Source organism: Photobacterium malacitanum (assembly GCF_900185615.1).
Taxonomy (GTDB): domain Bacteria; phylum Pseudomonadota; class Gammaproteobacteria; order Enterobacterales; family Vibrionaceae; genus Photobacterium; species Photobacterium malacitanum.
On record NZ_FYAK01000005.1, the window covers coordinates 25,901 to 52,750 of the forward strand.

Sequence of the window (26,850 nt, forward strand, 5' to 3'; positions counted from 1 at the left end):
AATCGCTTGCTTGTAATTAAGAGAACCATGACCAAATATGGACTTCGTGCCAGGGTCTTTACCCTGACATTAGCACCTACACTGATAATCGGCTTGTTATTAAGCGCTTTTTTCACCATGAGCCGCTATCAAGATCTCGAACATCAATTGATTTCGACCGGCACAAGTATTATTGAGCCGTTAGCAATTTCGGCAGAATATGGTATGACCGAAAAAAATCGCGAGGCCATTCGACGTTTGATTGGTTATACCCATCGCAAGCACTCCGATATTATTCGTAGCATTGCGGTATTTACTGATCATAATAAAATATTTGCGACCTCTAACTTCCATCGCAATTTTGCCTCATTTATGTATCCCGATGACAAGCCTATTCCGCGATTATTAGATACCCAGCTCAACGATAACACCCTTATTTTACGCACCCCCATTTTGACCGAAGGCCAATTTGGAACCAATACTGGTGCTAACTCATTAGGCAAACCTCTGGGCTATATTGCCATAGAGCTCGATTTAAGCTCATTACGATTACACCAATATCAAGAAGTGTTTACCGCCTTAATGGTGCTATTACTTGGCTTAAGTTTATCGTCACTGTTTGCATATCGATTAATGCAGGATGTTACTCGCCCGATTTCTCATATGATCAGTGTGGTTGATAGAATTCGCCGCGGTCATCTTGATATTCGTATCGAAGGCCAATTATTAGGTGAACTTGATACCCTTAAAAACGGTATCAATGCGATGGCAATCTCGCTCTCGGAATACCATATTGAAATGCAGCAAAGTATTGATCAGGCAACGTCTGATTTACGCGAAACCTTAGAGCAACTTGAAATTCAGAACGTCGAGTTAGATATCGCCAAAAAACGCGCTCAAGAAGCAGCACGGGTGAAATCTGAATTCTTGGCCAATATGTCGCACGAATTACGCACCCCCCTCAATGGTGTGATTGGCTTTACTCGCCAAATGCTCAAAACCAAGCTTAATACCAATCAGCAAGATTATCTGTTAACGATTGAGAATTCAGCCAATAACCTCCTCACCATCATCAATGATATTTTGGATTTCTCAAAACTGGAAGCTGGCAAATTATTACTGGAAAATATTCCATTTGATTTCACTGACGCCCTTGATGATGTAATGCGCTTATTGGCACCAAGTGCACATGAAAAAGGCTTAGAATTAACCCTTAAAATCGATACCCGTATTCCACCAGGCCTAATTGGTGATCCACTACGTATTCAACAAGTTGTCACCAACTTAATTGGTAATGCGGTTAAATTTACTGAAACCGGTAATATTGATGTCTCCGTTGAGCTTAAATCTGAGCATGACAATAATATTGAACTGCAATTTATGGTGCGTGATACCGGTATTGGTATTTCAGAGCGCCAACAAGCACAATTATTCCAAGCCTTTAGTCAGGCTGATGCCAGCATATCACGTCGTTATGGCGGCACAGGTTTAGGTTTGGTGATCACTCAGAAACTAGTCAGTCAAATGGGTGGCCAAGTCAGCTTAACCAGTCGTCTCCATCAGGGGTCAACCTTCTGGTTTAGCATTCGCATGCATAAAACCGATTTACCGGTATCGCAATTAATTGATACTTCATCACTGATGGGGAAAAAGTTATTACTGATTGAGCCTAATATGCAGGCCGCTTCAGTCGTACAACAGCGACTCATTAACGCCGGTGTTCATGTCACTTACCGCTCAACCATGCCAGATGACGTTGAGCATCATGATTTTGCCTTATTGTGTTTATCGCCAAGTGAGCAACCACCAACGGCAGTACTGTTTGATCATGTCTTCAAAGCCGAACAAATCGCCGACAAGGTACTGGTGTGCTTACCCACCACCGAGCTAGCTCTGTCTGAAAAACTCACCAACACCGGAGTCGAGCTCTGCCTTGGCAAACCGATCGCATCACGTAAATTATTTGAAGCGTTGTGTGATAACAATGATGAAAATAACGAACCAGAATTAGCGGTATTTGCGCCACCACAAGAACCCGTGCAACCATTAACGGTGATGGCAGTCGATGATAACCCAGCCAACTTAAAACTAATTTCAGCTTTACTTGGCGAGCGTGTTGAAACCGTCATTACCGCAACGGGGGGTAAAAAAGCAGTCGAATATGCCCACCAAAAAGCATTTGATCTGATCTTTATGGATATTCAAATGCCTGAAATGGATGGCGTGACCGCTTGCCAAGAGATCCATAAAACCCAGCTTAACCATACCACGCCAATTATCGCGGTTACGGCTCATGCTATGGCTGGAGAACGCGAGCGGTTAATTGATGCTGGTATGGATGATTACCTCACCAAGCCAATTGAAGAGCATATTTTGCAACAAATTCTAGCGAAGTGGATCACGCCAAGTCACCATTCAGGCACACCGCTCATCACTCCCGTCGCTAGCAAAGCGAATCAACCCGCGTTAGCCGCGCCACCAGCTATCGATAATAGCATTAGTTTTGATTGGTCACTGGCACTAAAACAAGCGGCAGGCAAACAAGATCTAGCGCGAGATATGTTACAGATGTTGCTTGATTACATGCCAGAGGTCGAATTACTGGTCAATGAAGCCCTCGATGGAAAAGCGGTTGAACTATGGCCGTCAATCCATAAATTACATGGTAGTTGTGCTTACAGCGGTGTTCCACGACTAAAATACCTCTGTCATACAATTGAAAGCGAATTAAAAGCCAATGCGATAATGGCAGATATTGAACCGGAGCTGCTTGAGTTGATCGATGAAATGGATAATGTCGTTAAAGCATCCAAACAATACCGCCATTAACCAGCTGTTGTTTAATACAACATAATGGCATCACGTTATCGTTATCAACAGTGATAAAAAAACGCTAGCTTTATCAGCTAGCGTTTTTTTATTACCGCGATTAACTTTAGCTTAATGCTCAATAATAACGGTTGCGACAGCATAACGCCGTTCATCAGCAATCGTCAGGTGCACATGTTGGCCTCCCATTGCTGTTAACAACACTAATGCTTGACCTGAAAAAGTCACCATCGGCTTACCGCGTTCATCATTACTGACACTAAAATCTTGAAAAGAAACGCCGCAAGCAATACCTGTACCCAAGGCTTTAGATGCTGCTTCTTTAACAGCAAAGCGCTTTGCTACAAAACGGGCGCGTAACTTTAACCGGTAATATTGTTCAAGTTCAGAGGCTGATAACACCCGCTCAGCAAAACCATCACCGCTACGAGAAAGGACTTTTTCAATCCGCTCGATTTCAACAATATCAGTCCCTAAACCTAAGATAGCCATTAGCTACGCGCTTCCTGCATCAATAAACGCATATCAGCAACCGCTTTCTCTAGGCCATCAAACATTGCTCGTCCCATAATAGAATGGCCAATATTAAGTTCATACAGTTCAGGTAACGCGGCAATAGCTTTAACGTTATGGTAAGTTAAACCATGACCCGCATTAACTTTAATACCTAAGCTTGCCGCATAAGTCGCAGCAACCGCTATTTTTTCAAGTTCAGCCGCTTGCTGTTCTTCTGTGGTTGCATCGGCATAATGGCCAGTATGTAACTCAATAAATGGTGCGCCAGTTGCAAGTGCCGCATCAATCTGGCGTTTATCGGCATCAATAAACAATGACACCTTAATCCCTGCTGCGGCTAATGCTGCAGTGGCTGCGGTAATTTTGTCACATTGCCCAGCGACATCTAAACCACCTTCGGTCGTCAACTCTGCACGTTTTTCCGGTACTAGACAGACATATTGAGGTTGAGTTTCTAAAGCAATCGCTACCATCTCATCGGTAACGGCCATTTCTAGATTCATCCGCGTTTGTAATGTTTCGCGTAAGATGCGCACATCACGATCATTGATATGACGACGATCTTCACGCAAATGCACCGTAATACCATCTGCACCTGCACGTTCTGCCACTTCTGCAGCATGAACAGGATCAGGGTATCGTGTGCCACGAGCATTACGTAATGTTGCGATATGATCAATATTGACACCCAGTAGAATGTTACTCATTTTCCGATGCTCCTTGCTCTAGGAATAAATAATTCCCGACTTTTTAGTGGTTTTGAACCAAGATACGGCTTTAAGGCTATGCGTGTAAAGCGTTTCGCAGCTCGAAGTTGTTCAGGGGTTTCAAAACACCTTGCTGCAATGGCTTTCAATTCATTACCACGAAAAGTCAATTGGCTGATTTTTATTGAAGCAATAAATCCTAATTGTTCGCGGTAGTTATAGGTCATATGATCGTCGACCGCTAAACCACTGCCGGCACAATGCAAAAAATCGACACCGTAACCAAGATGATGTAATAAGGCGAGTTCAAAACGACGCAATGCGGGCTCTGGATTATCCGCTTGTGCCAGCTCACGCAACACATTCAAATAATCAAGAAACAGCACTGGATAAGGGGTATGGTTTTCTAATACTCGCGCTAAGACTTCATTAACGTACATCGCGGAATATAAAATATAGCTGCGCAACGGCAGCCCAATACTGATCGGCTCAGCATGAGTAAGAACAGGCATGCTTCCTTTACCACTCCATTTCATAAACAATGGTGTGAAGGGTTGCAAGGTTCCTTTGAGGTTAGAACGCTTACGACGCGCGCCTTTTGCAAGTAGGGTAAGACGGCCCTGATCCTCGCTAAACACGTCAAGGATCAGGCTCGTCTCACTATAATGGCGAGAATGAAGGACGAAACAGCGCTGTAGGCCCTCCATTATGTTCCTTATAGATCGTCAATGTAACCTAAGCTGCGCAGTGCACGTTCGTCATCTGCCCAACCTGATTTAACTTTAACCCAAAGCTCTAAATACACTTTACGTTCAAATAGGTCTTCCATATCTAAACGGGCTTCACGGCCAATGACTTTGATCTTATCGCCGCCTTTACCGATCACCATTTTCTTCTGACCTTGACGCTCAACCAGAATCAAACCGTTGATATCAAAACCGTTGGTTTCAGGGTTAAAATCAAAACGCTCGATTTCAACTGTCACTGAATACGGTAATTCTTCACCGGTAAAGCGCATGAGTTTTTCACGAATAATTTCAGACGCCATAAAGCGCTGTGAACGATCCGTTACATACTCTTCAGGAAAGTAGTAATCACACTCAGGTAAATGTTCACGAACAATTTTTTCAATTGTATCAACGTTAGTCCCCTTCTTTGCAGAAATAGGTACCACATCAACAAATGGCATTTTGTTCGCTAATTCCTGCAAATGCGGAAATAACTCATGCTTTTCTTTAATGTTGTCGACTTTGTTGATCAGCAATACTGTTGGTAGCTCACTTTTAATAAGCTTATTCAGTACCATCTCATCATCCGCTGTCCACACTGTGCCATCTACAAGAAATAACACTAATTCGACATCGGTTAATGAACTGCTTGCTGCACGGTTCATTAAACGGTTAATCACACGCTTTTCTTCAATGTGCAATCCAGGTGTGTCCACATACACCGCTTGATAGCCGTCACGTGTGTCTACACCCATAATGCGGTGGCGCGTGGTTTGTGGTTTACGAGAAGTTATAGATAGCTTCTGTCCCACTAAACGGTTAAGCAAGGTTGATTTACCGACATTCGGTCGACCAACAATGGCAATAAAGCCACAATGTTGTTTATCTGTCATGATTCCAACTGGTTAAGTGCAATTTCTGCTGCTGCCTGCTCTGCCTTGCGCCGACTGCCGCCTTTACCGATAACAGGTTCATCCATACCTGAAACATCACACTGTACGGTGAATTCTTGGTTATGAGCTTCACCTTGTACCTTAATTACAGTATACGACGGTAAGGGTAAACGGCGACCTTGAAGACACTCTTGCAAGCGTGTTTTAGGATCTTTTTGGTTGATGCCAGGTTCAATTGTATCAAGACGTGATTGATACCAAGCCAATACGACTTGACGCACAGTCTCAACATCACTATCTAGATAAACCGCGCCAATGATTGCTTCAACACAGTCAGCCAGAATCGAATCACGACGGAAACCGCCGCTTTTCAGTTCACCTGGACCTAATAGTAAGTAGTCGCCTAGCTCGAACTCACGTCCTAACTCAGCCAATGTCTTACCACGGACTAGTGTTGCACGCATTCGGCTCATATCACCTTCATCCACAGTAGGAAAACGGTGATATAAGTCATCAGCAACAACAAAACTTAAAATAGAGTCGCCTAGAAATTCTAGGCGCTCATTGTGGGTGCCATTAGCACTGCGATGTGTCAGTGCTAATGTCATCAACTCACAATTGTTAAATTGGTAGCCCAGCTTGCGCTGAAGCCTATTCGCTGGAGTTGTCATTTTCTCTCGATTATTTAATGCTACCTATACGCTCAAAACGTACACCGGTAGGGATCCAAGATGGAAGTAAACTATCAGGCTTGCGATCGAAATCAAAGCTCATCCAAATAGCTACCGCCTTGCCGACTAAATTCGCTTCTGGTACAAAGCCCCAGTAACGACTATCAGCACTATTGTCACGGTTGTCACCCATAACAAAATACTCACCTTTTGGTACAACCCACTCACCGATCCCTGGGCGAGGTACGTAAGCCATACGGTTATCACGTCGCAATGGGTTGATCAAAATATGATGATTTACATCACCAAGATGTTCATTAAACTCAATCAGACGCGCCATACCTTGAGTAAAGTCGCTGTCTTTCATATTTGTTAATTTAACTGGCTTACAAACAGAGGTGCCTTTAGGCTGAATGCATAGTTGTTTGTCGGCGCTATAACGAATCATATCACCAGGTAAACCTATTACACGTTTAATGTAATCAATTTTTGGGTTTGGCGGGTAACGGAATACAATCACATCACCACGTTTAGGCTCACCTGTGTTTAAGAATTTATGGTCAAAAACAGGATCTCGAAGTCCATAAGCAAACTTTTGAACGAGAATGAAATCACCAACATACAGGGTTGGTAACATTGATTTTGACGGAATTTGAAACGGTTCATAAATAAATGAACGGAATATCATGATCAATGCAATGACAGGGAACATTGAACTTGCTGATTCAACCCAACTCGGTTGAGGAGCAACACGTGCAAGTACCTCTGCATCAACTTGGCCACCAGCTTTTTCTGCTGCAGCTGCAATTTTTAATTGTCGTTTGGGTGCCCATAGAAACTTATCTAGAGCCCAAATAATACCGGTAAAAATTGTCGCTAAGACCAATATTATTGAAAATGTATTTGCCATGTTATCCCTTAGGTTTAATACAACTAACAGCAACAGTTAGTTGATTGACTCTACTGCAAACGCCTAAGTCAAAGAAAGTGCTATTTAACGGATTAAATAAGCACTTCCTGATCATATCTAGACTGTTATAAACAAAGAAAGCTTACTACTTATCTTTGCCCACATGAAGAATCGCTAGGAAAGCTTCTTGTGGCAATTCAACATTACCAATCTGCTTCATGCGTTTCTTACCGTCTTTCTGTTTCTGTAGTAGCTTCTTCTTACGACTAATATCGCCACCATAACATTTCGCGATTACGTTTTTACGTAATTGCTTCACAGTTGAACGTGCAATGATATGGCCACCAATGGCTGCTTGAATTGCAATATCAAACATTTGACGAGGAATAAATTCTTTCATTTTCTCAACAACATCACGACCGCGAGTCTGTGAGTTTTCTTTGTGAGTAATGATTGCTAAGGCGTCAACACGCTCACCATTTAGCAGAATATCCACGCGTACCATGTCTGATTCTTGGTAACGTTGGAAATTATAATCTAGCGATGCATAACCACGCGAGGTTGATTTCAAACGGTCAAAGAAATCCAGTACCACTTCTGACATCGGAATATCATATGTCAGTGCAACTTGATTACCGTGATAAACCATATCAATCTGAATACCACGCTTTTCAATACATAGAGTAATTACGTTACCTAAGTACTCGCTTGGTACCAAAATATTACAGCGAGCAATTGGCTCACCAATAACATCAATATCATTTACAGCAGGTAATTTAGCTGGGCTATCTACGTACAGTATCGAACCGTCATTTTTCTTCACTTCATATACTACTGTTGGTGCCGTAGTAATTAAGTTCAGATCATATTCACGCTCTAGACGCTCTTGAATAATCTCCATGTGGAGCATACCCAAGAAACCACAACGGAAGCCAAAGCCAAGTGCTGATGAGCTTTCTGGTTCATAGAACAATGACGCATCGTTTAGGCTTAATTTACCCAATGCATCACGGAAGTTCTCGTAGTCATCAGATGATACTGGGAACAAACCTGCATAAACTTGTGGTTTTACCTTTTTAAAGCCAGGCAATGCAACTTCACAGCCACCTTTCGCTAGCGTTAAGGTATCACCCACAGGTGCGCCTAGAATGTCTTTAATACCACAAACAACCCAACCAACTTCGCCAGTATTTAGCTCAGTGGTATCAATTTGCTTCGGTGTGAAAATACCAATACGGTCAACACCCCAAACTTGACCCGTCGTCATTACTTTGATCTTGTCATTTTTCTTTAGTTTACCGTTCTTGATACGAACTAAAGAAACAACACCTAAGTAATTATCAAACCATGAGTCAATAATTAGTGCTTGTAGTGGCGCATCCGGATCACCTTCAGGTGCAGGAATTGCTTCAACGATTTTTTCTAAAACTTCGTCAACGCCGACACCTGTTTTTGCTGAACAGCGCACAGCATCAATAGCATCAATACCAACGATGTCTTCAATTTCTTCAGCTACACGCTCAGGTTCGGCAGCAGGCAGGTCGATTTTATTTAAAATCGGCACGACTTCTAAGTCCATTTCCATCGCTGTGTAACAGTTTGCTAAAGTCTGAGCTTCTACGCCCTGGCCCGCATCAACCACCAGCAATGCACCTTCACAGGCTGCAAGTGAACGCGATACTTCATACGAAAAGTCAACGTGTCCTGGTGTGTCGATAAAGTTTAGTTGATAAGTTTCACCATCTTTAGCCGTGTAATCGAGCGTTACGCTCTGAGCTTTAATAGTGATACCGCGTTCGCGTTCAAGATCCATTGAATCTAAAACCTGCGCAGCCATTTCTCGATCAGAAAGGCCGCCACAGACTTGAATTAGACGGTCGGATAAGGTCGACTTACCATGGTCGATATGTGCGATAATCGAAAAGTTACGAATGTGCTTCATGAATGGCGTGACTGCTCGTGATTAAAATGAATGGGATCTTAAGATCAAGTGGACGGATTCTACCGAATTTAAACGCTACTCGCTATCTTTCGATGCGGCATTTATCAGCTTATCTGCTGAAATAGGTAGCCCTAGCACTCGAATAAGGCTTGGTTTATAGGCTGCATCCCCATCTAATCGCTTCGCGTAATGCCTCGCAATCAGTAATCCGATGGTGGTAGCAACGACAGCGGATACAATAACACCAAGCTGATTACTGGCTGCCAGATCAACAAATAAATACTGGCCAAGTAAACTGCCACCAACTAAAAATAGCAATGGCAGCATATAAACCAATAATGCTGAGCTGAGCATACTACGCTCCGACAAGCCAATTTCAACCACTTGTCCAAGGGTTACGTTTTCATTGGTGTCGATAGTGATCTTATGAGAACGCCCAGGTATTGCTTTACTAACAATACCTGTGCCGCAACTATCGCGTGAAGCACAATGACCACAACTTGTTTGTTGCTGACAACTTACCGTTATATGGCCACTATCAACAGCGACGACTGTCGCTAATGTTCTCATCATGATTATTTACTCGTAGGGGTAACCTCTGGTTTAATTTTATCAAAGGTTACGCTTTCTGCAATTTGTCGTGCTGTTTGTGGCGGAATATCACCGACCACTGTAATTTCTTTATTGCCATCAACGCGAGTAATTAGTGTCCGCCGCCCTTGGCGAACCAATTGACCACGGCCAACGAAATTATCGACATCTGAAACATAGACAGAAAAACTAAATAAACCATCACTGTACATACGACTTTCAACAGCGCGCTCTGTCAGCAGCAGTCGATGGCGATTACCTGCAATTAATGTAAAGCCATTTGGTAACCAATTAACGGTCCATTGCAGTTTTTTCTGTGGCTGTTGCGGTAATTGTACCACGGCGGGCAATTTAACTTGATCGAGCTTACTCAGCATTTCAGCAACTTTAGGATTCACCGCAAAAGAAACCACGCGAAATTGCTCTAATAAATCACCATCGCGATCGAGTAAATCTGCTCGCATCACCAAATGAGTCGATTGATCTATCCACAATAAGTAAGAATAACGATTACCATCTTTAGGCGCGATTCGAACCACATCACAGGCAACACCCGCTTCACGTGCGCGTCCCATGGCAATGAAATCATAAAAATGCGCCAGTTTATCTATATTGGCTTTCATCAATGGCAATATTGGCGCGACCATCTTATTACTTTTAATCGTAAAAGGATCGAGTCCTGGCTCAAAATAGCTAACTTCATCACCACGTTGAATCACCTCTTGTGGCGGCCCACTGAGGAACAACAAATGACCATAGCTTTGACCATTCTCTAATGCATGTCGATAACGCAAAGTGTCAATGCTATTTTTCTTTACCCAAATGTAAGACATCTCATAACTAAGATCTCGACTGGCTTGGCCCATTTGATGCAACAAAGCCTCTGTTGAAGGTTTAACCGCTTCAGCAGAGGCTTGGAGTGGCAATAACAGGCTGACCAATGCAAGAGCACCGACCAGAATTTTTTTCATTAATCCGCCACAGAATTATTAGTATGTAATCGTGAATTATCGATACTGCCGTCTTCAGCATTGAACCGAAGCTGCAATTCATAATCTTGTAACATCGAATTTATTCGACGTCGTTGTTCCATTAACTGTGATTCAGACGGCGTCTGATTATTATCGACCATATTGGTATTTAAGCTCACAGGTTCAGCTTTACCTGTAAATGGAATTGTTTGTAATACTGGCACATCATTACTGGTGGTTGTAGTAAGGTTACTACCATTACCATCATATTGTTGAACACCAACAATTACCGCTAATGATACACATGCTGCCATCGCAACCTGACCAAACTGGGATAACCAAGCAGGCAATGTCCGCTTAGCTTTAAATGGGGTCGGTTGTTCTTGAATAATAATCGGCTCAACAACAGCCTCAGCATGAGTAACAACAGCCCCGGTATGGGCTGGTTCAGCTTCTAGCGCTAACGCGACATTTTCTGCAATATTCCATTGTTTGCATTGCGGCACATCACCACGCATGACATCACCAATGAGGTTGAAGTCATGCCAGCTTTGCTCGCTATCTTTGTCAACGGTCAGCGCATTGATAATGCTCTGATCCAAATCTTCGCCATCTAGCAATGCCGAAATTTTTTCTTTATCAGCCATTTTTTCCACCGTTTGGTGCAACATTGTTATTGCTGCATAAGAGGACGTATACGTTTTTCAACGGTCTCTCGTGCACGGAATATACGTGAGCGAACTGTACCTACAGGACATCCCATTATTTCAGCGATTTCTTCATAGCTTAGACCATCCAGTTCACGCAATGAAATCGCTGTTTTAAGATCGTCAGGTAGTGATTCAATCGTACTAAAAACAACTCGCTTCAGTTCCTCAGACAACATTTGGTTCTCAGGGTTCGATATTTCTTTAAGCGCATTTCCACTTTCATAATATTCCGCATCTTCAGCATCAACATCAAATGCTGGCGGACGACGCCCCTGAGCAACTAAATAATTTTTTGCGGTATTAACAGCGATACGGTAAAGCCATGTATAAAAAGCACTTTCACCACGGAATGTTGGTAAGGCGCGATAAGCTTTAATAAACGCTTCTTGAGCGACATCTGGCACATCACCAGAATTGCTAACATAACGTGAAACAAGGTTACAAACTTTATTCTGGTATTTAATAACCAAAAGGTTGAATGCTTGCTTATCTCCCCGCTGTACTCGCTCAATTAATACCTGATCAGTGTGCTGCTCGCTCATTCGAGCGTTTACTCCCATGTCTAACTGTTTAGTAATATTGCATACATCTCACGACAAAATAGACCAATAATGGTATCGAGTCGGTATTGATACACAACGGTTTATTTAGATTATCCTGCCACTATAAGCGTTAGTCTCACCGTAAATAAAACACTGATTTATGAAATATTTATAAGCATGAGCACTACATAAGACCGATGGATAATGGCAAAGTTCCACCGCCAATAAAATAATTTACCCTTTCGTTAACGTTTAGTTATTACTGATAACGAAATCAGGGAAGAAAGAATAACAGCAGTCATTTTACCTCAAATAATCATACTAACGAGGATCTGTGACTGAAAAAAGCAAAATAATCACAATGGTATGAAGCGGTTAGCGCACTAACATTTAACAATAACATAGCTAAACCACCGTAGCTTAATGATATTTTGTTTACTCAATCCCAAACAAATATGTCTTTTTATAACAAATTTGATAGCATGAAATAAGATTATCACATGGACATGCAATCATTATGAACCAGCCTCATCAACACGATAGCGATATTTTAGTCATTGGTAGTGGTGCAGCAGGACTATCACTGGCACTGCATTTAGCCCACCTCGGTAAAGTGACTATTTTATGCAAAGGCCCCCTTAGTGAAGGCGCAACCTATTACGCTCAGGGAGGTATTGCCGCCGTTTTTGATGAATCAGACAGTATTGCATCCCATGTTGAAGATACCTTAATTGCCGGAGCTCACCTTTGTGACCAAAATGTAGTCCAGTTTATCGCTGAAAACGCCAAGCAGTGTGTGCAATGGTTAATTGATGGCGGTGTACCTTTTGATCGTGAAGAATCTGATTCTGATGACGATCCCCGCTACCACCTGACCTTAGAAGGTGGCCACAGTCATCGTCGCATTCTTCATGCCGCAGATGCCACCGGTATGGCAATGCAAACCTCACTCCAAGAACAAGCCCGTAACCATCCCAATATCACCATTCTTGAACGCCATAATGCGCTTGATTTAATCACCGAGAAAAAAATCAATCCGCAAGCAGACACCAATCGCGCTTTAGGTGCTTATGTCTGGAACCGCGACAAAGAATGTGTTGAAACCCTTGCAGCCAAGTTTGTGGTATTAGCCACTGGTGGCGCATCAAAAGTCTACCAATACACCTCAAATCCTGATGTGTCATCAGGTGATGGTATTGCAATGGCATGGCGCGCAGGTTGTCGTGTTGCTAATCTCGAATTTAATCAATTTCACCCCACTTGTCTATTCCACCCTAAAGCTCAATCCTTTTTGTTAAGTGAAGCTCTACGGGGAGAAGGCGCGTATTTACGTCGTCCAGATGGTAGCCGCTTTATGGTTGATTTTGATGAACGTGCAGAACTGGCGCCTCGTGATGTGGTTGCGCGTGCGATTGATTACGAAATGAAGCGTTTAGGCGCCGACTGCATGTATCTCGACATTAGCCATAAACCAGCTGACTTCATCACCAGTCACTTTCCAACCATTGCTGAAAAACTGCAGAGTTACGGGATTGATATCACTCAAGATATGATTCCAATTGTGCCTGCTGCACATTATACCTGTGGCGGAGTGATGGTGGATAAATCAGGTAAAACTGATATTGACGGGTTATATGCTATTGGTGAAGTCAGCTATACCGGCCTTCATGGCGCCAACCGCATGGCTTCTAATTCATTACTTGAGTGCGTGGTTTATGCATGGTCAGCAGCACAAGATATTGAGCGCCAATTTAACACTATCTTACAGCCACAACAGCTGCCATTTTGGGATGACAGTAAAGTGACTAATTCCGATGAAGAAGTGGTGATTCAACATAACTGGCATGAATTACGACTATTTATGTGGGATTACGTTGGCATTGTGCGTTCAACCAAACGTTTAGAGCGGGCAATGAACCGCATTGAATTACTTAAACACGAAATTGATGAGTATTATTGCCATTTTCGAGTTTCAAATAACTTGCTTGAACTGCGTAATTTATTACAAGTTGCAGAGCTGATAGTACGTTGTGCAATGGCGCGCAAAGAAAGTCGAGGATTACACTACACCCTTGATTATCCAGATTTAGATGAACAAGCAACTGCCACCATTTTAGTGCCTAATAATTACTAATCGCGCTGAAATAAGTCATCGCTCAACAATACGATGATACTAATGCTCGTTAGCATCATCGTTATTGTCTGCAGCTGGCTTTAAAAGTCCTAAATGCAGCGACATTTTTAAGCACCGATAACTTGCAGCATCACAACTATCACAGCAGATAATCAGCCATTGATTACGCTGATGTGCTATCGACAATATCACTAACCACCGCGTGACTACTTTCACTGCTACAATTTTACCCGCTTGCTCACACCAGCGTAGATTACCATCACTATAGAGACGTAATGGCCCTTGCTGACGCAAATAATGGTGCTGTATCCGTTGCCATTCAAACACTAACATTTCGGCAAAAAAATAACTCAATGGCCAAAAGACCGGTGGGACTGTAAACATCAGTAGCACTGCACCAAAGTAACATCGACTCAGTGCAGTGTTCAGGCGCGGGGATAAATGAAGTGCTAAATCAACGTAGCTTGCTGTTGTTGTGGGCAACAATCTTATCGACCATCATCGCATGAGCAGGATTATCACTACGACCGTGCTGCATCATCCATTTAAATAAATCAGGATCATCACAGGTTAGCAGAGAAATAAAATCACGTTGCTGCTGCTCCGATAGATCATCAAAACATTCTTCAAAAAATGGCATCACCAATACGTCTAATTCCAACATGCCACGACGACATGCCCATTTAACACGTGCTTTCTCTTCTGCACCTAACATATATAACCTCTATGTACGTGGCTATTGGCTCACTGATAATTGAATACTTGGCGTATTTCCAGAATAAAGATAGTAACAGTCGTACTCAATAACAACCATGTGCCAACACAAACAATCGTTCAAGATGAGACCTAGCCCACCATAATGACCATCAATAAAAACAGCAAATTAACCCAGCGCATTACCATGGTTAATTATTTTGTTCAGTTGGTATAACATAGCATCATCATTACTGCATTTGTGGATACCATTATGAATACTTGGTCAACTCAGCACGCTTTCACCCCGCTAGCATTAACTAGCACCGATTCTTTACCTGATTTAGCGCTGATCAACCTCAGTGATTGGGGCATGGTGACACTTGTTGGCCCTGATAGTAAATCCTACTTACAAGGTCAATTAACCTGTGATGTAGTGTCTTTAGCTGCTGATAAATCAACCTTTGCTGGCCATTGTGATGCTAAAGGGAAATTACGCACTATTCTGCGTGTTTTCCATTACCAGAATGGTTACGGCTTACTACAACGTCAAAGTGTGATGGCAACCCAACTGCCTGAACTAAAAAAATATGCGGTTTTTTCTAAAACAGAGATCACTCAAACAGACGCTGTTATTTTAGGACTCACGGGAGAGCAAGCTCAAGCAACCATCGATCATCATTTTAGTGGTGATGCTGATGTACGCCATAACGACACCGCCACAGTTGTAAAAGTCGATAACGCGCGCTGGATAATTATCACGACTGCAGAGCAAGCAGATAGTGTTATCACCACGTTGGCACCCACAGCAACCTTAACCACCACTGAACTGTGGAACCTATATGATATTCAAGCGGCGATGCCACGCATTGATAGCGCAACTGAACTTGAGTTCATTCCTCAAGCAGTAAATTTACAAGCGGTTAATGGCATTAGCTTTAAAAAAGGCTGCTATACCGGTCAAGAAACGGTTGCTCGAGCTAAATACCGTGGTATCAATAAACGCGCAATGTATATCGTGACAGGTACGGCAACACAATGCCCACAACCAGGTGATGCATTAGAGCGTAGTGTCGGCGAAAATTGGCGTAAAGGCGGCACCGTGATCTGTGGTTATCACTACAGTGACAATCATGCTTTAGCGTTGGTTGTATTACCCAATGATCTTGATGCTGATAGCCAATTCCGTTTCGCCACTGCGCCAGATGCGCTATGGCACAAACTCGACCTACCGTACGATGTCAATGCAGAATAATTCAATAAATACCCCCGTCACTCAGCTATTGATTAGTGAAGGGGTTGATTACCGTTTACTACCGCATACCAAACCCGCAAAAACCATTGCCGAGGCGGCAGCTGAACGCGGGGTTGATCCACAGCATATGGTTAAATCGATCTTGCTCAAAGATATGTCGGGGTTTCACGTGCTGGCATGTGTACCGGGTCCACAAGCGGTCGATCCTAAAAAAGTACGTGCATTATTGGGTTGCCAGCGCATGACTTGTGCGGATGCGACCGAGGTTGAAAAAGTCACAGGTTTAGTTATCGGTACGGTTGCCCCGCTCGGCTTAAAACGGCCACTAGTGATCGTGTTTGATAATGCGATTGCGGCAATAGAAAAAGTGAATATCAGTAGTGGTGATCGCATGGCTGGAATTGAGATCGCCACTGATGACTTATTGATCTTATGCGATCCTATGCTCGCAGATATTTGCCGAGATCCGCTCTAATTAATCATCAGCCATAACATCAACGGCATTAATCACAATGCCGCTTGATAGAACATAAAGGAACTGTTGATGACAAATTATCATCACGATATTAATTGGCGCGGGGTTGATCTCAATTTATTAATTGCTTTTTCTGCATTAATGGAAACCCGCAGCGTAACTAAAGCAGCCAATAAACTGGCCATTGGTCAGTCGGCAATGAGCCATAACTTATCGCGACTACGAAGCTTATTAAATGATCCTTTGTTTGAGCGCCATGGTCACCAAATGTTACCCACCCAAACCGCGTTAGAGCATGCCTCAACCGTCGACACTATTTTAGCATTGATTACTAACGAACTACTGCGACCAAGTGTATTTGTACCTGCTGATTTCTGTGGCACCTTTAAAATAGGCTTAACCGATTACGCCGAGTTGTTATTTGCTCCAGTATTATATGATGCTATTCACCAACAAGCGCCACAGTGTCAACTAAGCTTTTTTAATGTCGATCGCCATAGCTATCATTCTGATTTTAACCAACACCGTATCGATGTTGTTATCGGTTCAATGACAGATATGGGCAAGGATATTGAACATCAGTATTTATATACGGAAGATCATGTTTGCCTATATGATCAGCAAGCAACGGGACTGAATGACCAAGTAAGTCTCGATCAATACCGCCGCCATCCTCATGCGCTGGTAAGCCCAGATGGTAAGCTCACCACCCAAGTTGATGCTCAATTACACCGACAAGGGTTTCAGCGCCAAGTGGCTGTGGGATCGCATAATTTTCTCACTATTCGGCATTTGTTAAGCGGTCGCGATTTACTATGTGTGGTATCACGCTTGATGGCACAACTAGATATCTTCAATGACCAATTAACCCAATGCCCACCGCCAGTGGCCATTGCTGATTTTGATATTCGATTATTATGGCTCCATCGCAACAGTAATCACCCTCGTAATCAATGGTTACGCGACATTGTTGCTAACACGGTGATCACTCACGTTAAACAACTTCGAGCTGGCGCTTAATAACAGTGGCAGAGCAACGATGCCCTGCCAATAATTACTCAATCACTATCATCGATACTATTAATGGGCGTGGCGACTCGGTTCTTGGATTTGATAAAGTTTGTGTTCATCGCAAGGCTCATCACAATTACACTCTTTATTGACACCGACATTGGCTAGCCCACCACAACTGCCACTGATTGTTTGGCGTTTTACACACCACCCAATTGCCATTGCCGCAATAACAACCAAGAAGATCCCTAAGGTTAATAAAAACGTCGTCATAGTTTTAAACCACCAATTTTACCAAGGCCATGAGTAACGGGACTCAACATGCCAATTTTAACCGCCGCCGGTGCTGCTTTTTTAGTGCCACAACCACAGCCACAGCCTCCTTTTTCACGTTTACAAGCGCGGCCTTGATCTGCTGTTAGTAATGCTTCTTTGGTCACGCTACCTGCTAAAAAGTCGGCTAATGTTGTTCGTGGTGCAACCCGACTGACACTAAACCCAGCTTGTAATAATCGCGCTAAAGAACGGGTGCCAATATTACCCAATACAATTTCAGTCACATTCAATGCTGCCAGTTGGCGCTGCAATATTTTTTTATGTTTGCATCCCAACTCACGACTACCACTGTTTTCAATTCGATCAACCAGTTGACCTTGCTGATCATAAATAGCAAACGTGGCTGCTTTACCAAAATGGCCCGCTATTTGATTTCGTGGCGTCAATGCAATTGCTATTAACATAAATTAATCCTCGGTAGTCTGTGTGCTATCTGGTGCTAACTCTAATGCCATTCCCATCACTAATGCTTGAGCCACTTTATGGCGTCCACGAGCAATAATATTACCTAAGGTTTGGCGTGATACACCGAGTTGTTGTGCTGCTTGCTGTTGCTGTAATCCTTGCATATCCACCAACCTTAGCGCCTCAAGTTCATCACTCGCTAAAGCTAATCGCGGTAATTGCTTCATCGGTACTCCATTGGGTTTAAAGCAACTATAAGCGGGACGACAGCTAATTTTTCTGACAATTTTTGGGCGTGCCATAATGATCATCATCTCGGTTTATTTGGGTTATTATTGGCATATGCCAAAAACCATACCTTGATCTAGGATCATAAATGACGATCTAGCTTGTTTTTTAGCATCTAATAAAGATCGCCCTGCCACTACATCTTCAAAAAATATTCAGCAGCATAAAGTATCGAAATAGCCTTCAAAGCTATCACCGTAACGAATACCACCAGCACCAGCTTACGTTCAAAAAAACACCATATATAAGCAATCACAGTCAAACATCGGCAATCTTGTCTTTATCGTCACAGAAAATAGCCCGTTTTCTACAAGATTAATGATTTATAAAATATCGCAAATTTAGGATATTAATCTGCAGATTACGTTTATAGCTGTTGAATACGTTATCAATTTAACAATATCGTTAAATTTACGCTGATAATGTCACAAAAACGTCATTTGATTTCGAGTATACTAATGCCGTTAATCGCCAGGACGGTCGGAGTTAAACTGTATTATGCGGATGTTCAAACGCTACTTGCCTAAATTAATTGCCAAGCATGTTAGTCGTATATTTAATGGAAGAATTTATATTGATGGTCGTGGAGGCTATCATTTTGAAAAGGGAATATTGTTAGTGCCAGTTAAGGCGCAACAGCATCATTATGATACGGTTAACGAAGTTAACCTCGAAATTAAGCGTCTACGTGAAATTTACTAAAGACAGCATCAAGCCCACTTAATTGAGTGGGCTTTAATCGTCATCGCTATTCGTCATCAGCGATCGTGTCGAGATAATCTTCAGCATCAAGCCATTCATCGGTATCTTGGTCTGCATCAATACGTATTTGAAATAGCCATCCATCACCATAAGGATCACTATTTACCCATTCAGGTGCTGCATCAAGTTCTTCATTAATAGCGATAATCGTTCCAGTACATGGCGCATAAATATCTGATGCCGCTTTTACTGATTCAATCACAGCGCATTCTTCACCCGCATCAACCGCAGTGCCATTATCAGGTAAATCAATAAACACCATATCGCCTAATAAGGTTTGAGCGTGATCGCTGATCCCAACCGTATAAATACCATCACCTTCATCACGTAGCCATTCATGGGTATGGGTAAATTTTAACTCTGAGGGCACATAGCTCATTTATATATCCTTTTAAAATTCACTATTAATCGGTAACTATCACTCTATGTTTTACTGTAGGTGAAATTATTTTTTTTGCTTCATTTAGCGACAAAAAAACCGCAACAAAAAATGCTGCGGCTTAAATAGGTTATTACTCAATTAGAGTGCTGAACCGAAATTACTTATAGCGAGCTAACTCAGGCAATTCACCACTTAACCCTAACGCACGTCGCATAAATTCATCTTTGACACCAGGCGCTTTGTTGGCAAATAACATTCCGAGATCGCGCACCAATTTTTTAGCTGGATTAGCCCCATCAAACAGGGTCTTAAAACCTTGCATAGCAGTGATCATTTTCGCCGCTTCAGCTTTACGCCAGCGCTCGTAATGACGCAAGTTAGCTTGCTTACCAATGTCTTTATCCGCTTGCCATAAGCCAATAATTTCTTGCGCTAATGCCGCTGCATCCAATAAACCCAGGTTAACGCCTTGGCCTGCCAATGGATGGATCGTATGAGCCGCATCCCCGACTAATGCCACCCGCTCACGCACAAAATCTTGAGCGTAACGCATTTTCAGTGGAAAGGCCTGGCGCTGGCCTTCAACTCGGCATAACCCTAATCGGTGATCAAACGCAGCAGTTAAGTGTTGGTTAAATTGCTCGTCACTGACATCACACAGTTGCATTGCTTGCTCTGGCGGCAATGACCATACAATTGAGCACAAATCTTGTTCCGCTAATGGTAAAAACGCTAATGGACCATCAGGACGAAAAATTTGCCGCGCGGTCTGCAAGTGAGGTTCATCACAACGAATATTAGCCACCAGCGCACTATGACCGTAATCCCAATGGGTCAGTGGAATATCAACATGTTGGCGCAACCAAGAATTGGCACCATCAGCACCAACCACTAATTTAGCAGTAAGGTTTTTGCCTGATTCTAATGTGATCCAAGCTTCTGTTTCACCAAACGCGATATTCTGGCATTTATCAGGGGCAAATAAGCTCACATTGGCTTGCTTACTGACCTGATCCAATAACGCTAACTGAATCACTCGATTTTCAACAATATAGCCTAAATTAGGCTGGGCTAAACGCTCTGCATCAAAATCAATATGTGCAAAGCTGTCTTGCTCCCATACTTCCATTTTGCTGTAAGGACTCATACGACGGTCGCAGATACCATTCCAGGCTCCAACCCCACGTAATATGCGCTCACTAGCACGGCTTAACGCTGACACTCGCACGTCAGGTAAAGCTGCTAACTCAGGCTCTGGTAGTTTACCTTCAATCACAGCCACTCGTAATTCAGTATCGGCTAACGCTGCAGCCAACGTTAAACCGACCATGCCACCACCGATAATGGCGATATCAACATTTTGCATCATAGCTATCGTTTTACCTGTCCCATCGCACGGCGTAACAGCGGTGCTTGAAGTGTGTTAGAAAGGCTCATAGTCATCAAGCCCAGATTACGCCCAGCCACGAGCGCAGGATTATCATTGGCAAATAAGCCCACCAAACCAGCGGTCATGGCAACAGTTGCTTGTCGATCCGGTAATCGGCGCTCACGATAACGGCCCAATACGGTTGGTAAACCAATATCAGCCCCGCGGGCAACGCCTGCTGCTATTTCTTCCGCTAACGTCATCACATCGCGAAGTCCAAGATTAAAACCTTGGCCAGCAATAGGATGCAGAGTTTGAGCAGCATTACCAATCACCGCCGTTCGATGTGACACTAACCGTTGCGCTTGGCGTAATATTAATGGGTAACAATGACGCTCACCCACCATAGTCAACGCGCCTAATCGCCACCCAAACACAGTTTGTAATTCTGCTAAAAATTGCGCATCAGATAATGCCATCATTCGTGCTTGTTGCTGCGGTTCAACACACCACACTAATGAACTTCGTCCTTGAGACATCGGCAATAATGCTACCGGCCCATGGTGAGTAAAGCGTTCAAATGCTTGGCCTTGATGCGGCTCAGAAGTAGTAACATTCGCAATGATCGCCACTTGCTCAAAATCATGTTCATTGCGGCCAATATGAAGTAAATCACAGCAGTGGGATAGCGCGCCATCTGCAGCTACCACTAATTTAGTCCGTAACCGTTTACCGTTACTTAACCGCACTAACGCCTCTGATTGAGTACGTTCTATATGGTCAACTTTTGCGGGACAAAACAGATCAATTTGCGGGCGTATTGCGAGCTGCTGATGAAAAATTTCACCGGCAGCCGCCAACTCAATCACATAACCTAAAGCATCGACAGCCTGTTGCTGAGCAGATAACTCAACCATACCGGCATGACCACGATCAGACACATGAATGTGGTTGATTGCCGTCGCAACCTTTGCCAATGCCGGCCATAGCTGAATCGCGTCTAATAAGCGGCTCGAACCATACGACAGTGCAATACTGCGCGCATCATAGCCCGGATGTTGTTGCTCATCGGTTGCTACCGCTTCCACCACCGCGATATGTAATTGATGTTGGGTTAATTCATCGAGTGCAATTGCTAAGCATGCACCCACCATTGCACCACCGGCAATAACCACATCATATTGCTTCACATTTTGTCCTTTTCGCAATAGTAACTGTTAGTGAACTGTTGGCTGCTCTTGTGCATCATCGTCATTGACGAGACGCTGACCTAATTCAGAATGACAACTCAATACACACATACGCACATGCTCAACAACTTGCTCAAACAACGCTGCTTGCTCTTCAAGATCATCATCTTCATCAATACCAAGTTGTGAGATCTCTTGTAAATCAGCCAATGCTTCAGTGATTTCTTCAGACAATTGATTTTTTTGTAAATCCATTAGTCCTAAACCAGAAATAAAACTATTTACCCACTCAGTTAATGCCTCAGCACGCTCAGATAACGGCTCATCATCATCTGGCATCAACAGTGAGAATTCAAATCCACCACCAATCAATTCTTCAGCAGTGGTCGTAAATAAAGTACGCACCATCATTTTGGCACCATCGGTCAGTGGCTCGCCTTCATTGGCATAATCACATACCGGACCTGCCCAGCTTTCATCATCAACAGCAAGGCCACCGCAAATCATGCCACTGAGTAAACCATGTAGCTCAGCAGGCATTGCTGCTAAGCCTTGCTCTTTTAAAGCCGCTTCAACAGCTGGGTATGTCGGTAGGGTTATTTCACTCATGGCTTATCACCTTTTAGTTGACGCAATATAAGATATATTTTTGTGACCATTACCTAACAATAATACTCAAGGTTAAGGTTACACTCATTGAAATTGTACCAAACAATAGTCGCCGTTACGGCTTAGCGAGTATAATAATAGCAATGAGCGAATGCTGGCACTGTGTTATGCTAACACTTAAGCCTAGTTCGGCAAATGATAACACTGGTGATAACGTTCAATCCTTAATCAACTTCGAACCGAGTCTGATTAATATCTGTTTAGTCAGAAGATAATGAACCAAAACCAAGACATAGCCGCTTGCATCTTGTAGAGGGTTTTTCTATATTGACCATGTCGCAAGCGGAATGAATACCCATTCTGGCACGGAGCAAATCGAAGGTTTATGAGTACTCAGGCTGTAGAAATTCAAGTATTGGGCCGAAAATTAAAAGTTAATTGTCCAACGGGTCAAGAAGATGCATTACGTGCCGCGGCGACAGATTTTGACCAACGCTTGAAAGATATGTCTGCGCGTACTAACGTATCCGTAGAACAATTATTAATCTTTACTGGTCTCAATATCAGTAACGAGTTGCATTCAGAACGCCAACAACATAATCGCAATGCTGAATTAATATCCAATAAAATCAATTCACTAGAAGAAAATTTGGATAAAGTATTGCAATATCAGCCAAAGCGTTGATAATGAATTGACCCTGGGGTGTGCGTCAGTGAATGAACGTCCCCGAGCCGATAAGCAAATACCCAGGATTGGCTTTTTTATTAGCTATTGAGCATGCTCAGCCTGACTGAGAAGCCTACGGTTAATGTTGCCAGTCCACCTTGAACATCTGGTTCAAGGGCCTTATTTCGCAACGGCACCTTGGGGCACCCCTTACCTGAGTTTGACTTCCTTTGTGCGTATTAGCACTCTACAATCCTATAATACTCACTGTTCATGGATTGGATAACGACGTGACGATTTCCCTCTCAGCGACCACCCAGCAATTGCGTTCTCAGCTACGACAACAAATTCGTCATGCGAGACAACAACTCTCACCGCAACAACAACACCACGCAGCACAACAATTATCCTTACGCCTACAAGCCTTAGATCGTATTCAACGCAGCCAACATATTGCGGTTTATATTGCTAATGACGGTGAAATAGATCCACAGCCGTTTATCAACGGGTTATGGCAACAAGGAAAATCCGTTTATTTACCGGTTTTGCATCCTTTTACTAAAGGCCATTTACTATTCTTGCACTATGATGCCAGCACGCCAATGACCACTAATCGCTATGGTATTAGCGAACCTAAATTAGATGTTCGACGCGTTAAGCCAATAGCACAACTTGATGTAATTTGTACGCCATTAGTGGCTTTTGATCGCCTCGGACAACGACTAGGTATGGGCGGTGGCTATTATGATCGCACTTTAAGCCAATGGCACCAGCACCGCCGCGGCCCTTATCCCATTGGCATCGGTCATGATTGCCAATATATTGCTCAGCTTCCCAATCAACACTGGGATGTGCCATTACCATTAATCATCACCCCTAACCATCAATTTACAGAGTCATAACACACTTAACGCAAACGATTGGCTTTTGGTTAAAAAAAACTGAATGTAACTGTATGTTATTCAAAAAGTTATATTTTTAGTTTTAAGTTTGCACGGTTTAACCATAGAATCCGACTGACGAAATCACTTCGGTTAGCTATAATCACCGTTCGCATAATTGAGGTCATTACGAGGAGAACGGCATGACACAAGATGAAATGAAAAAAGCAGCCGGTTGGGCAGCACTTGAGTACGTAACAAAAAACAGTATTGTTGGTGTAGGTACTGGTTCAACTGTTAATCACTTCATCGATGCCTTGGCAACCCGTAAAGAAGAGATCAAAGGCGCAGTTTCAAGCTCGGTCGCTTCAACTGAACGCCTAGAGCAAATTGGCATTAAAGTTTTTGATGCTAACGACGTTGCTAGCCTAGATATTTATGTTGATGGTGCAGATGAAATCAATGCTCAATTTGACATGATCAAAGGTGGCGGTGCGGCATTAACTCGTGAAAAAATCGTCGCGGCAATTGCTAAGAAATTTGTTTGTATCGTTGATAATACCAAGCAAGTAGATGTACTTGGTCAATTCCCATTACCAGTTGAAGTGATTCCAATGGCACGCTCTTTCATTGGTCGTGAATTAGTGAAACTTGGTGGCGATCCGGTATACCGTGAAGGTGTTGTAACCGATAACGGTAATATCATTCTTGATGTTTACAACATGGCGATCACCGATCCAAAAGCAATGGAAGACAGCATCAACGCCCTACCAGGTGTAGTAACCGTCGGTTTATTTGCCCATCGTGGCGCTGACGTTGTACTTGTTGGTACACCTGAAGGAACTAAAATCATCGAAAAATAATGATTAATTCGTTATTTGATTACAAAACGGCCGCTGTTGATCGCTCGCGAATCATTAGCTGCCGTTTTTTATTGGCTTTTTTGTAATATTCTTACCCTTAGTGATTAATTTTTGATACTTTATTAAACAGCATGTAGCAAACGTTTAACCATTTAGCTACTGAGATGTAATAACCCGCATTTAATAACCGCAGTGTTAGCATCATTAGTCGCTACGTTTTTAAGGATAAGAACCTATGGCAACCGTGTCACTCAATAAAGCAAAAATTAAAATCCTTCTATTAGAAGGCCTCCACCCTTCAACACTTGAAGTTTTACAGCAAGCGGGTTATACCAATATTGAATACCACAAAGGCTCTTTAGCAGGTGAAGAACTGTTAGAAGCGGTAAAAGATGTCCATTTTATCGGTATTCGTTCCCGTACCCAATTAACCCCCGAGGTCTTTGCGGCCGCTAAAAAACTCACCGCTGTGGGTTGTTTCTGCATTGGCACCAATCAAGTTGATCTCGATGAAGCTATGCGACGCGGTATTCCTGTTTTCAACGCCCCTTTTTCCAATACGCGTAGTGTTGCTGAACTGGTTTTAGGTGAAATTTTATTATTATTGCGCGGTATTCCAGAGAAAAATGCCAAAGCTCATCGAGGCGAATGGTTAAAGTCGGCAGATCAATCATTTGAAGCGCGTGGTAAAACATTAGGCATTATTGGTTACGGCCACATTGGCACTCAATTAGGGATCTTGGCTGAAAACCTTGGTATGCGAGTATGCTTCTATGACATTGAAACCAAACTGTCGCTAGGCAATGCGACTCAAGTAAGTTCGTTATCTGAACTACTCAATAAATCGGATGTGGTTAGTTTGCATGTACCTGAAACCAAAGGCACAGCGAACTTAATGGGCGTCGAAGAATTTGCCCGTATGAAGCCGGGAGCAATTTTCATTAATGCCGCCCGTGGCACTGTGGTTGATATTGATGCGCTCTGCAGTGCGCTAGAAAGCAAGCATATTGCAGGTGCCGCTATCGATGTGTTCCCAATTGAACCTAAAACCAACAACGACCCGTTTGAGTCGCCACTCATGCAGTTTGATAATGTGATTTTAACGCCGCACATTGGTGGTTCAACCCATGAAGCACAAGAAAATATCGGCATAGAGGTCGCAGGTAAGTTAGTCAAATATTCTGATAACGGCTCAACCTTATCAGCAGTTGGCTTTCCAGAAGTATCGCTGCCAGAACATCAGGGGTGTTCTCGCTTACTGCACATTCACCACAACCGTCCAGGTATACTCAATCAAATCACCACCGTCTTTGCTTCAGAAGGCATCAACATCGCCGCGCAGTTCTTACAAACTGGCGCTGAAGTCGGTTATGTGGTTATTGATGTCGAAACCGAACGCTCAAAAGAAGCCTTACAGCAACTAAAACTCATTGATGGCACTATTCGCGCGCGTATTTTGCACTAATCCCTTCTTGCCATAACCGCTAATAACAACAAGGAGAGCACTGTGCTCTCCTTTTTTATGGCTCTTTATCAAAACG

Annotated in this window: 30 protein-coding genes and 1 other RNA gene; 11 read left to right on the forward strand and 20 right to left on the reverse strand. The window is 43.1% G+C overall.

Going from position 1 to position 26,850, the window contains the following annotated elements; translation table 11 throughout:
- The first annotated feature begins 27 nt into the window (after positions 1-27).
- Positions 28-2,808, forward strand: a complete 2,781-nt coding sequence (gene barA / locus PMAL9190_RS12320) for a two-component sensor histidine kinase BarA (RefSeq protein WP_087845460.1) — start codon at positions 28-30, stop codon at positions 2,806-2,808.
- 111 nt (positions 2,809-2,919) lie between these two features.
- Here the strand turns inward: barA and acpS are convergent, their stop codons facing one another.
- From acpS to rpoE, 11 genes are all read right to left on the reverse strand, one after another.
- Positions 2,920-3,300 (reverse strand): holo-ACP synthase, encoded by a 381-nt coding sequence (gene acpS, locus PMAL9190_RS12325; RefSeq protein WP_087845461.1) that lies wholly within the window; start codon positions 3,298-3,300, stop codon positions 2,920-2,922.
- Positions 3,300-4,031, reverse strand: coding sequence for a pyridoxine 5'-phosphate synthase (pdxJ, locus tag PMAL9190_RS12330; RefSeq protein ID WP_087845462.1), 732 nt, complete (start codon positions 4,029-4,031; stop codon positions 3,300-3,302). The genes acpS and pdxJ overlap by 1 nt, the downstream gene beginning before the upstream one ends.
- A complete protein-coding gene (gene recO / locus PMAL9190_RS12335; protein WP_200813422.1) occupies positions 4,028-4,741 on the reverse strand; it encodes a DNA repair protein RecO in 714 nt (237 codons plus the stop codon). Before recO ends, pdxJ begins: the two co-directional genes overlap by 4 nt.
- 5 nt (positions 4,742-4,746) lie before the next feature.
- A complete protein-coding gene (era, locus tag PMAL9190_RS12340) occupies positions 4,747-5,652 on the reverse strand; it encodes a GTPase Era (RefSeq protein ID WP_087845464.1) in 906 nt (301 codons plus the stop codon).
- Positions 5,649-6,323, reverse strand: coding sequence for a ribonuclease III (gene rnc / locus PMAL9190_RS12345; protein ID WP_087845465.1), 675 nt, complete (start codon positions 6,321-6,323; stop codon positions 5,649-5,651). The genes era and rnc overlap by 4 nt, the downstream gene beginning before the upstream one ends.
- Before the next feature lie 10 nt (positions 6,324-6,333).
- On the reverse strand, positions 6,334-7,233 hold the full coding sequence (gene lepB / locus PMAL9190_RS12350) for a signal peptidase I (protein ID WP_087845466.1): 900 nt from the start codon (positions 7,231-7,233) through the stop codon (positions 6,334-6,336).
- 145 nt (positions 7,234-7,378) lie between these two features.
- Complete coding sequence (lepA, locus tag PMAL9190_RS12355; protein ID WP_087845467.1) at positions 7,379-9,175, reverse strand: translation elongation factor 4; 1,797 nt, start codon at positions 9,173-9,175, stop codon at positions 7,379-7,381.
- Positions 9,176-9,250: 75 nt separating this feature from the next.
- Positions 9,251-9,748 carry a SoxR reducing system RseC family protein gene (locus tag PMAL9190_RS12360; RefSeq protein WP_087845468.1) on the reverse strand — a complete coding sequence of 166 codons (498 nt, stop codon included), beginning with the start codon at positions 9,746-9,748 and terminating at the stop codon, positions 9,251-9,253.
- Positions 9,749-9,750: 2 nt separating this feature from the next.
- Positions 9,751-10,737, reverse strand: a complete 987-nt coding sequence (gene rseB / locus PMAL9190_RS12365; RefSeq protein WP_087845469.1) for a sigma-E factor regulatory protein RseB — start codon at positions 10,735-10,737, stop codon at positions 9,751-9,753.
- Positions 10,737-11,384, reverse strand: coding sequence for an RseA family anti-sigma factor (locus PMAL9190_RS12370; protein WP_159458394.1), 648 nt, complete (start codon positions 11,382-11,384; stop codon positions 10,737-10,739). The genes rseB and PMAL9190_RS12370 overlap by 1 nt, the downstream gene beginning before the upstream one ends.
- 26 nt (positions 11,385-11,410) lie before the next feature.
- Positions 11,411-11,989 (reverse strand): RNA polymerase sigma factor RpoE, encoded by a 579-nt coding sequence (gene rpoE, locus PMAL9190_RS12375; protein WP_087845471.1) that lies wholly within the window; start codon positions 11,987-11,989, stop codon positions 11,411-11,413.
- 517 nt (positions 11,990-12,506) lie between these two features.
- Between rpoE and nadB the strand changes: the two genes are divergently transcribed.
- Positions 12,507-14,123: an L-aspartate oxidase gene (nadB, locus tag PMAL9190_RS12380; RefSeq protein ID WP_087845472.1), complete on the forward strand. Its 1,617-nt coding sequence runs from the start codon at positions 12,507-12,509 to the stop codon at positions 14,121-14,123.
- 39 nt (positions 14,124-14,162) lie between these two features.
- On the opposite strand, the gene PMAL9190_RS12385 is transcribed toward nadB, so the two are convergent.
- Both PMAL9190_RS12385 and PMAL9190_RS12390 read right to left on the reverse strand, forming a co-directional pair.
- On the reverse strand, positions 14,163-14,609 hold the full coding sequence (locus PMAL9190_RS12385) for a protein YgfX (RefSeq protein ID WP_306341467.1): 447 nt from the start codon (positions 14,607-14,609) through the stop codon (positions 14,163-14,165).
- Positions 14,578-14,838, reverse strand: a complete 261-nt coding sequence (locus PMAL9190_RS12390) for an FAD assembly factor SdhE (protein WP_087845474.1) — start codon at positions 14,836-14,838, stop codon at positions 14,578-14,580. Before PMAL9190_RS12390 ends, PMAL9190_RS12385 begins: the two co-directional genes overlap by 32 nt.
- A 252-nt stretch (positions 14,839-15,090) precedes the next feature.
- On the opposite strand from PMAL9190_RS12390, the gene ygfZ reads away from it, so the two are divergent.
- The 3 genes from ygfZ (at position 15,091) to PMAL9190_RS12405 (ending at position 17,566) form a co-directional block, all read left to right on the forward strand.
- A complete protein-coding gene (gene ygfZ / locus PMAL9190_RS12395; RefSeq protein WP_087845475.1) occupies positions 15,091-16,071 on the forward strand; it encodes a tRNA-modifying protein YgfZ in 981 nt (326 codons plus the stop codon).
- A complete protein-coding gene (locus PMAL9190_RS12400) occupies positions 16,061-16,546 on the forward strand; it encodes an aminoacyl-tRNA deacylase (protein WP_087845476.1) in 486 nt (161 codons plus the stop codon). The genes ygfZ and PMAL9190_RS12400 overlap by 11 nt, the downstream gene beginning before the upstream one ends.
- A gap of 69 nt (positions 16,547-16,615) precedes the next feature.
- Entirely contained in the window at positions 16,616-17,566 is a 951-nt protein-coding gene (locus PMAL9190_RS12405) for a LysR family transcriptional regulator (RefSeq protein WP_087845477.1), read from the forward strand.
- 60 nt (positions 17,567-17,626) lie between these two features.
- Here the strand turns inward: PMAL9190_RS12405 and nqrM are convergent, their stop codons facing one another.
- Genes nqrM through PMAL9190_RS12420 form a run of 3 tightly spaced genes read right to left on the reverse strand, consistent with a single transcriptional unit; the run spans position 17,627 to position 18,600 of the window.
- A complete protein-coding gene (gene nqrM, locus PMAL9190_RS12410; RefSeq protein WP_087845478.1) occupies positions 17,627-17,830 on the reverse strand; it encodes a (Na+)-NQR maturation NqrM in 204 nt (67 codons plus the stop codon).
- On the reverse strand, positions 17,827-18,297 hold the full coding sequence (locus PMAL9190_RS12415) for a NifB/NifX family molybdenum-iron cluster-binding protein (protein WP_087845479.1): 471 nt from the start codon (positions 18,295-18,297) through the stop codon (positions 17,827-17,829). The genes nqrM and PMAL9190_RS12415 overlap by 4 nt, the downstream gene beginning before the upstream one ends.
- Before the next feature lie 3 nt (positions 18,298-18,300).
- Positions 18,301-18,600: a DUF134 domain-containing protein gene (locus tag PMAL9190_RS12420; protein WP_087845616.1), complete on the reverse strand. Its 300-nt coding sequence runs from the start codon at positions 18,598-18,600 to the stop codon at positions 18,301-18,303.
- A gap of 484 nt (positions 18,601-19,084) precedes the next feature.
- On the opposite strand from PMAL9190_RS12420, the gene PMAL9190_RS12425 reads away from it, so the two are divergent.
- A complete protein-coding gene (locus PMAL9190_RS12425) occupies positions 19,085-19,288 on the forward strand; it encodes a DUF1107 domain-containing protein (RefSeq protein ID WP_060999846.1) in 204 nt (67 codons plus the stop codon).
- A gap of 46 nt (positions 19,289-19,334) precedes the next feature.
- On the opposite strand, the gene gcvH is transcribed toward PMAL9190_RS12425, so the two are convergent.
- The 4 genes from gcvH to PMAL9190_RS12445 all read right to left on the reverse strand — a co-directional run bounded on the left by gcvH (position 19,335) and on the right by PMAL9190_RS12445 (position 22,898).
- A complete protein-coding gene (gcvH, locus tag PMAL9190_RS12430) occupies positions 19,335-19,727 on the reverse strand; it encodes a glycine cleavage system protein GcvH (protein WP_065167863.1) in 393 nt (130 codons plus the stop codon).
- Between the two features lie 160 nt (positions 19,728-19,887).
- Positions 19,888-21,099: an FAD-dependent 2-octaprenylphenol hydroxylase gene (locus PMAL9190_RS12435; protein ID WP_200813419.1), complete on the reverse strand. Its 1,212-nt coding sequence runs from the start codon at positions 21,097-21,099 to the stop codon at positions 19,888-19,890.
- Between the two features lie 2 nt (positions 21,100-21,101).
- Positions 21,102-22,289, reverse strand: coding sequence for a 2-octaprenyl-6-methoxyphenyl hydroxylase (gene ubiH / locus PMAL9190_RS12440; protein WP_087845480.1), 1,188 nt, complete (start codon positions 22,287-22,289; stop codon positions 21,102-21,104).
- Positions 22,290-22,316: 27 nt separating this feature from the next.
- Positions 22,317-22,898 carry a YecA/YgfB family protein gene (locus PMAL9190_RS12445; protein WP_087845481.1) on the reverse strand — a complete coding sequence of 194 codons (582 nt, stop codon included), beginning with the start codon at positions 22,896-22,898 and terminating at the stop codon, positions 22,317-22,319.
- 385 nt (positions 22,899-23,283) lie between these two features.
- Between PMAL9190_RS12445 and PMAL9190_RS12450 the strand changes: the two genes are divergently transcribed.
- The 5 genes from PMAL9190_RS12450 (at position 23,284) to serA (ending at position 26,774) form a co-directional block, all read left to right on the forward strand.
- Entirely contained in the window at positions 23,284-23,583 is a 300-nt protein-coding gene (locus PMAL9190_RS12450) for a cell division protein ZapA (protein ID WP_060999853.1), read from the forward strand.
- 7 nt (positions 23,584-23,590) lie between these two features.
- A non-coding RNA gene (gene ssrS, locus PMAL9190_RS12455) (6S RNA) lies at positions 23,591-23,774 on the forward strand.
- 81 nt (positions 23,775-23,855) lie between these two features.
- Positions 23,856-24,467, forward strand: a complete 612-nt coding sequence (locus tag PMAL9190_RS12460; protein ID WP_235004361.1) for a 5-formyltetrahydrofolate cyclo-ligase — start codon at positions 23,856-23,858, stop codon at positions 24,465-24,467.
- A gap of 182 nt (positions 24,468-24,649) precedes the next feature.
- Positions 24,650-25,309, forward strand: coding sequence for a ribose-5-phosphate isomerase RpiA (gene rpiA, locus PMAL9190_RS12465; protein WP_087845482.1), 660 nt, complete (start codon positions 24,650-24,652; stop codon positions 25,307-25,309).
- Between the two features lie 235 nt (positions 25,310-25,544).
- Complete coding sequence (gene serA, locus PMAL9190_RS12470; protein WP_087845483.1) at positions 25,545-26,774, forward strand: phosphoglycerate dehydrogenase; 1,230 nt, start codon at positions 25,545-25,547, stop codon at positions 26,772-26,774.
- Positions 26,775-26,850: the final 76 nt, after the last annotated feature.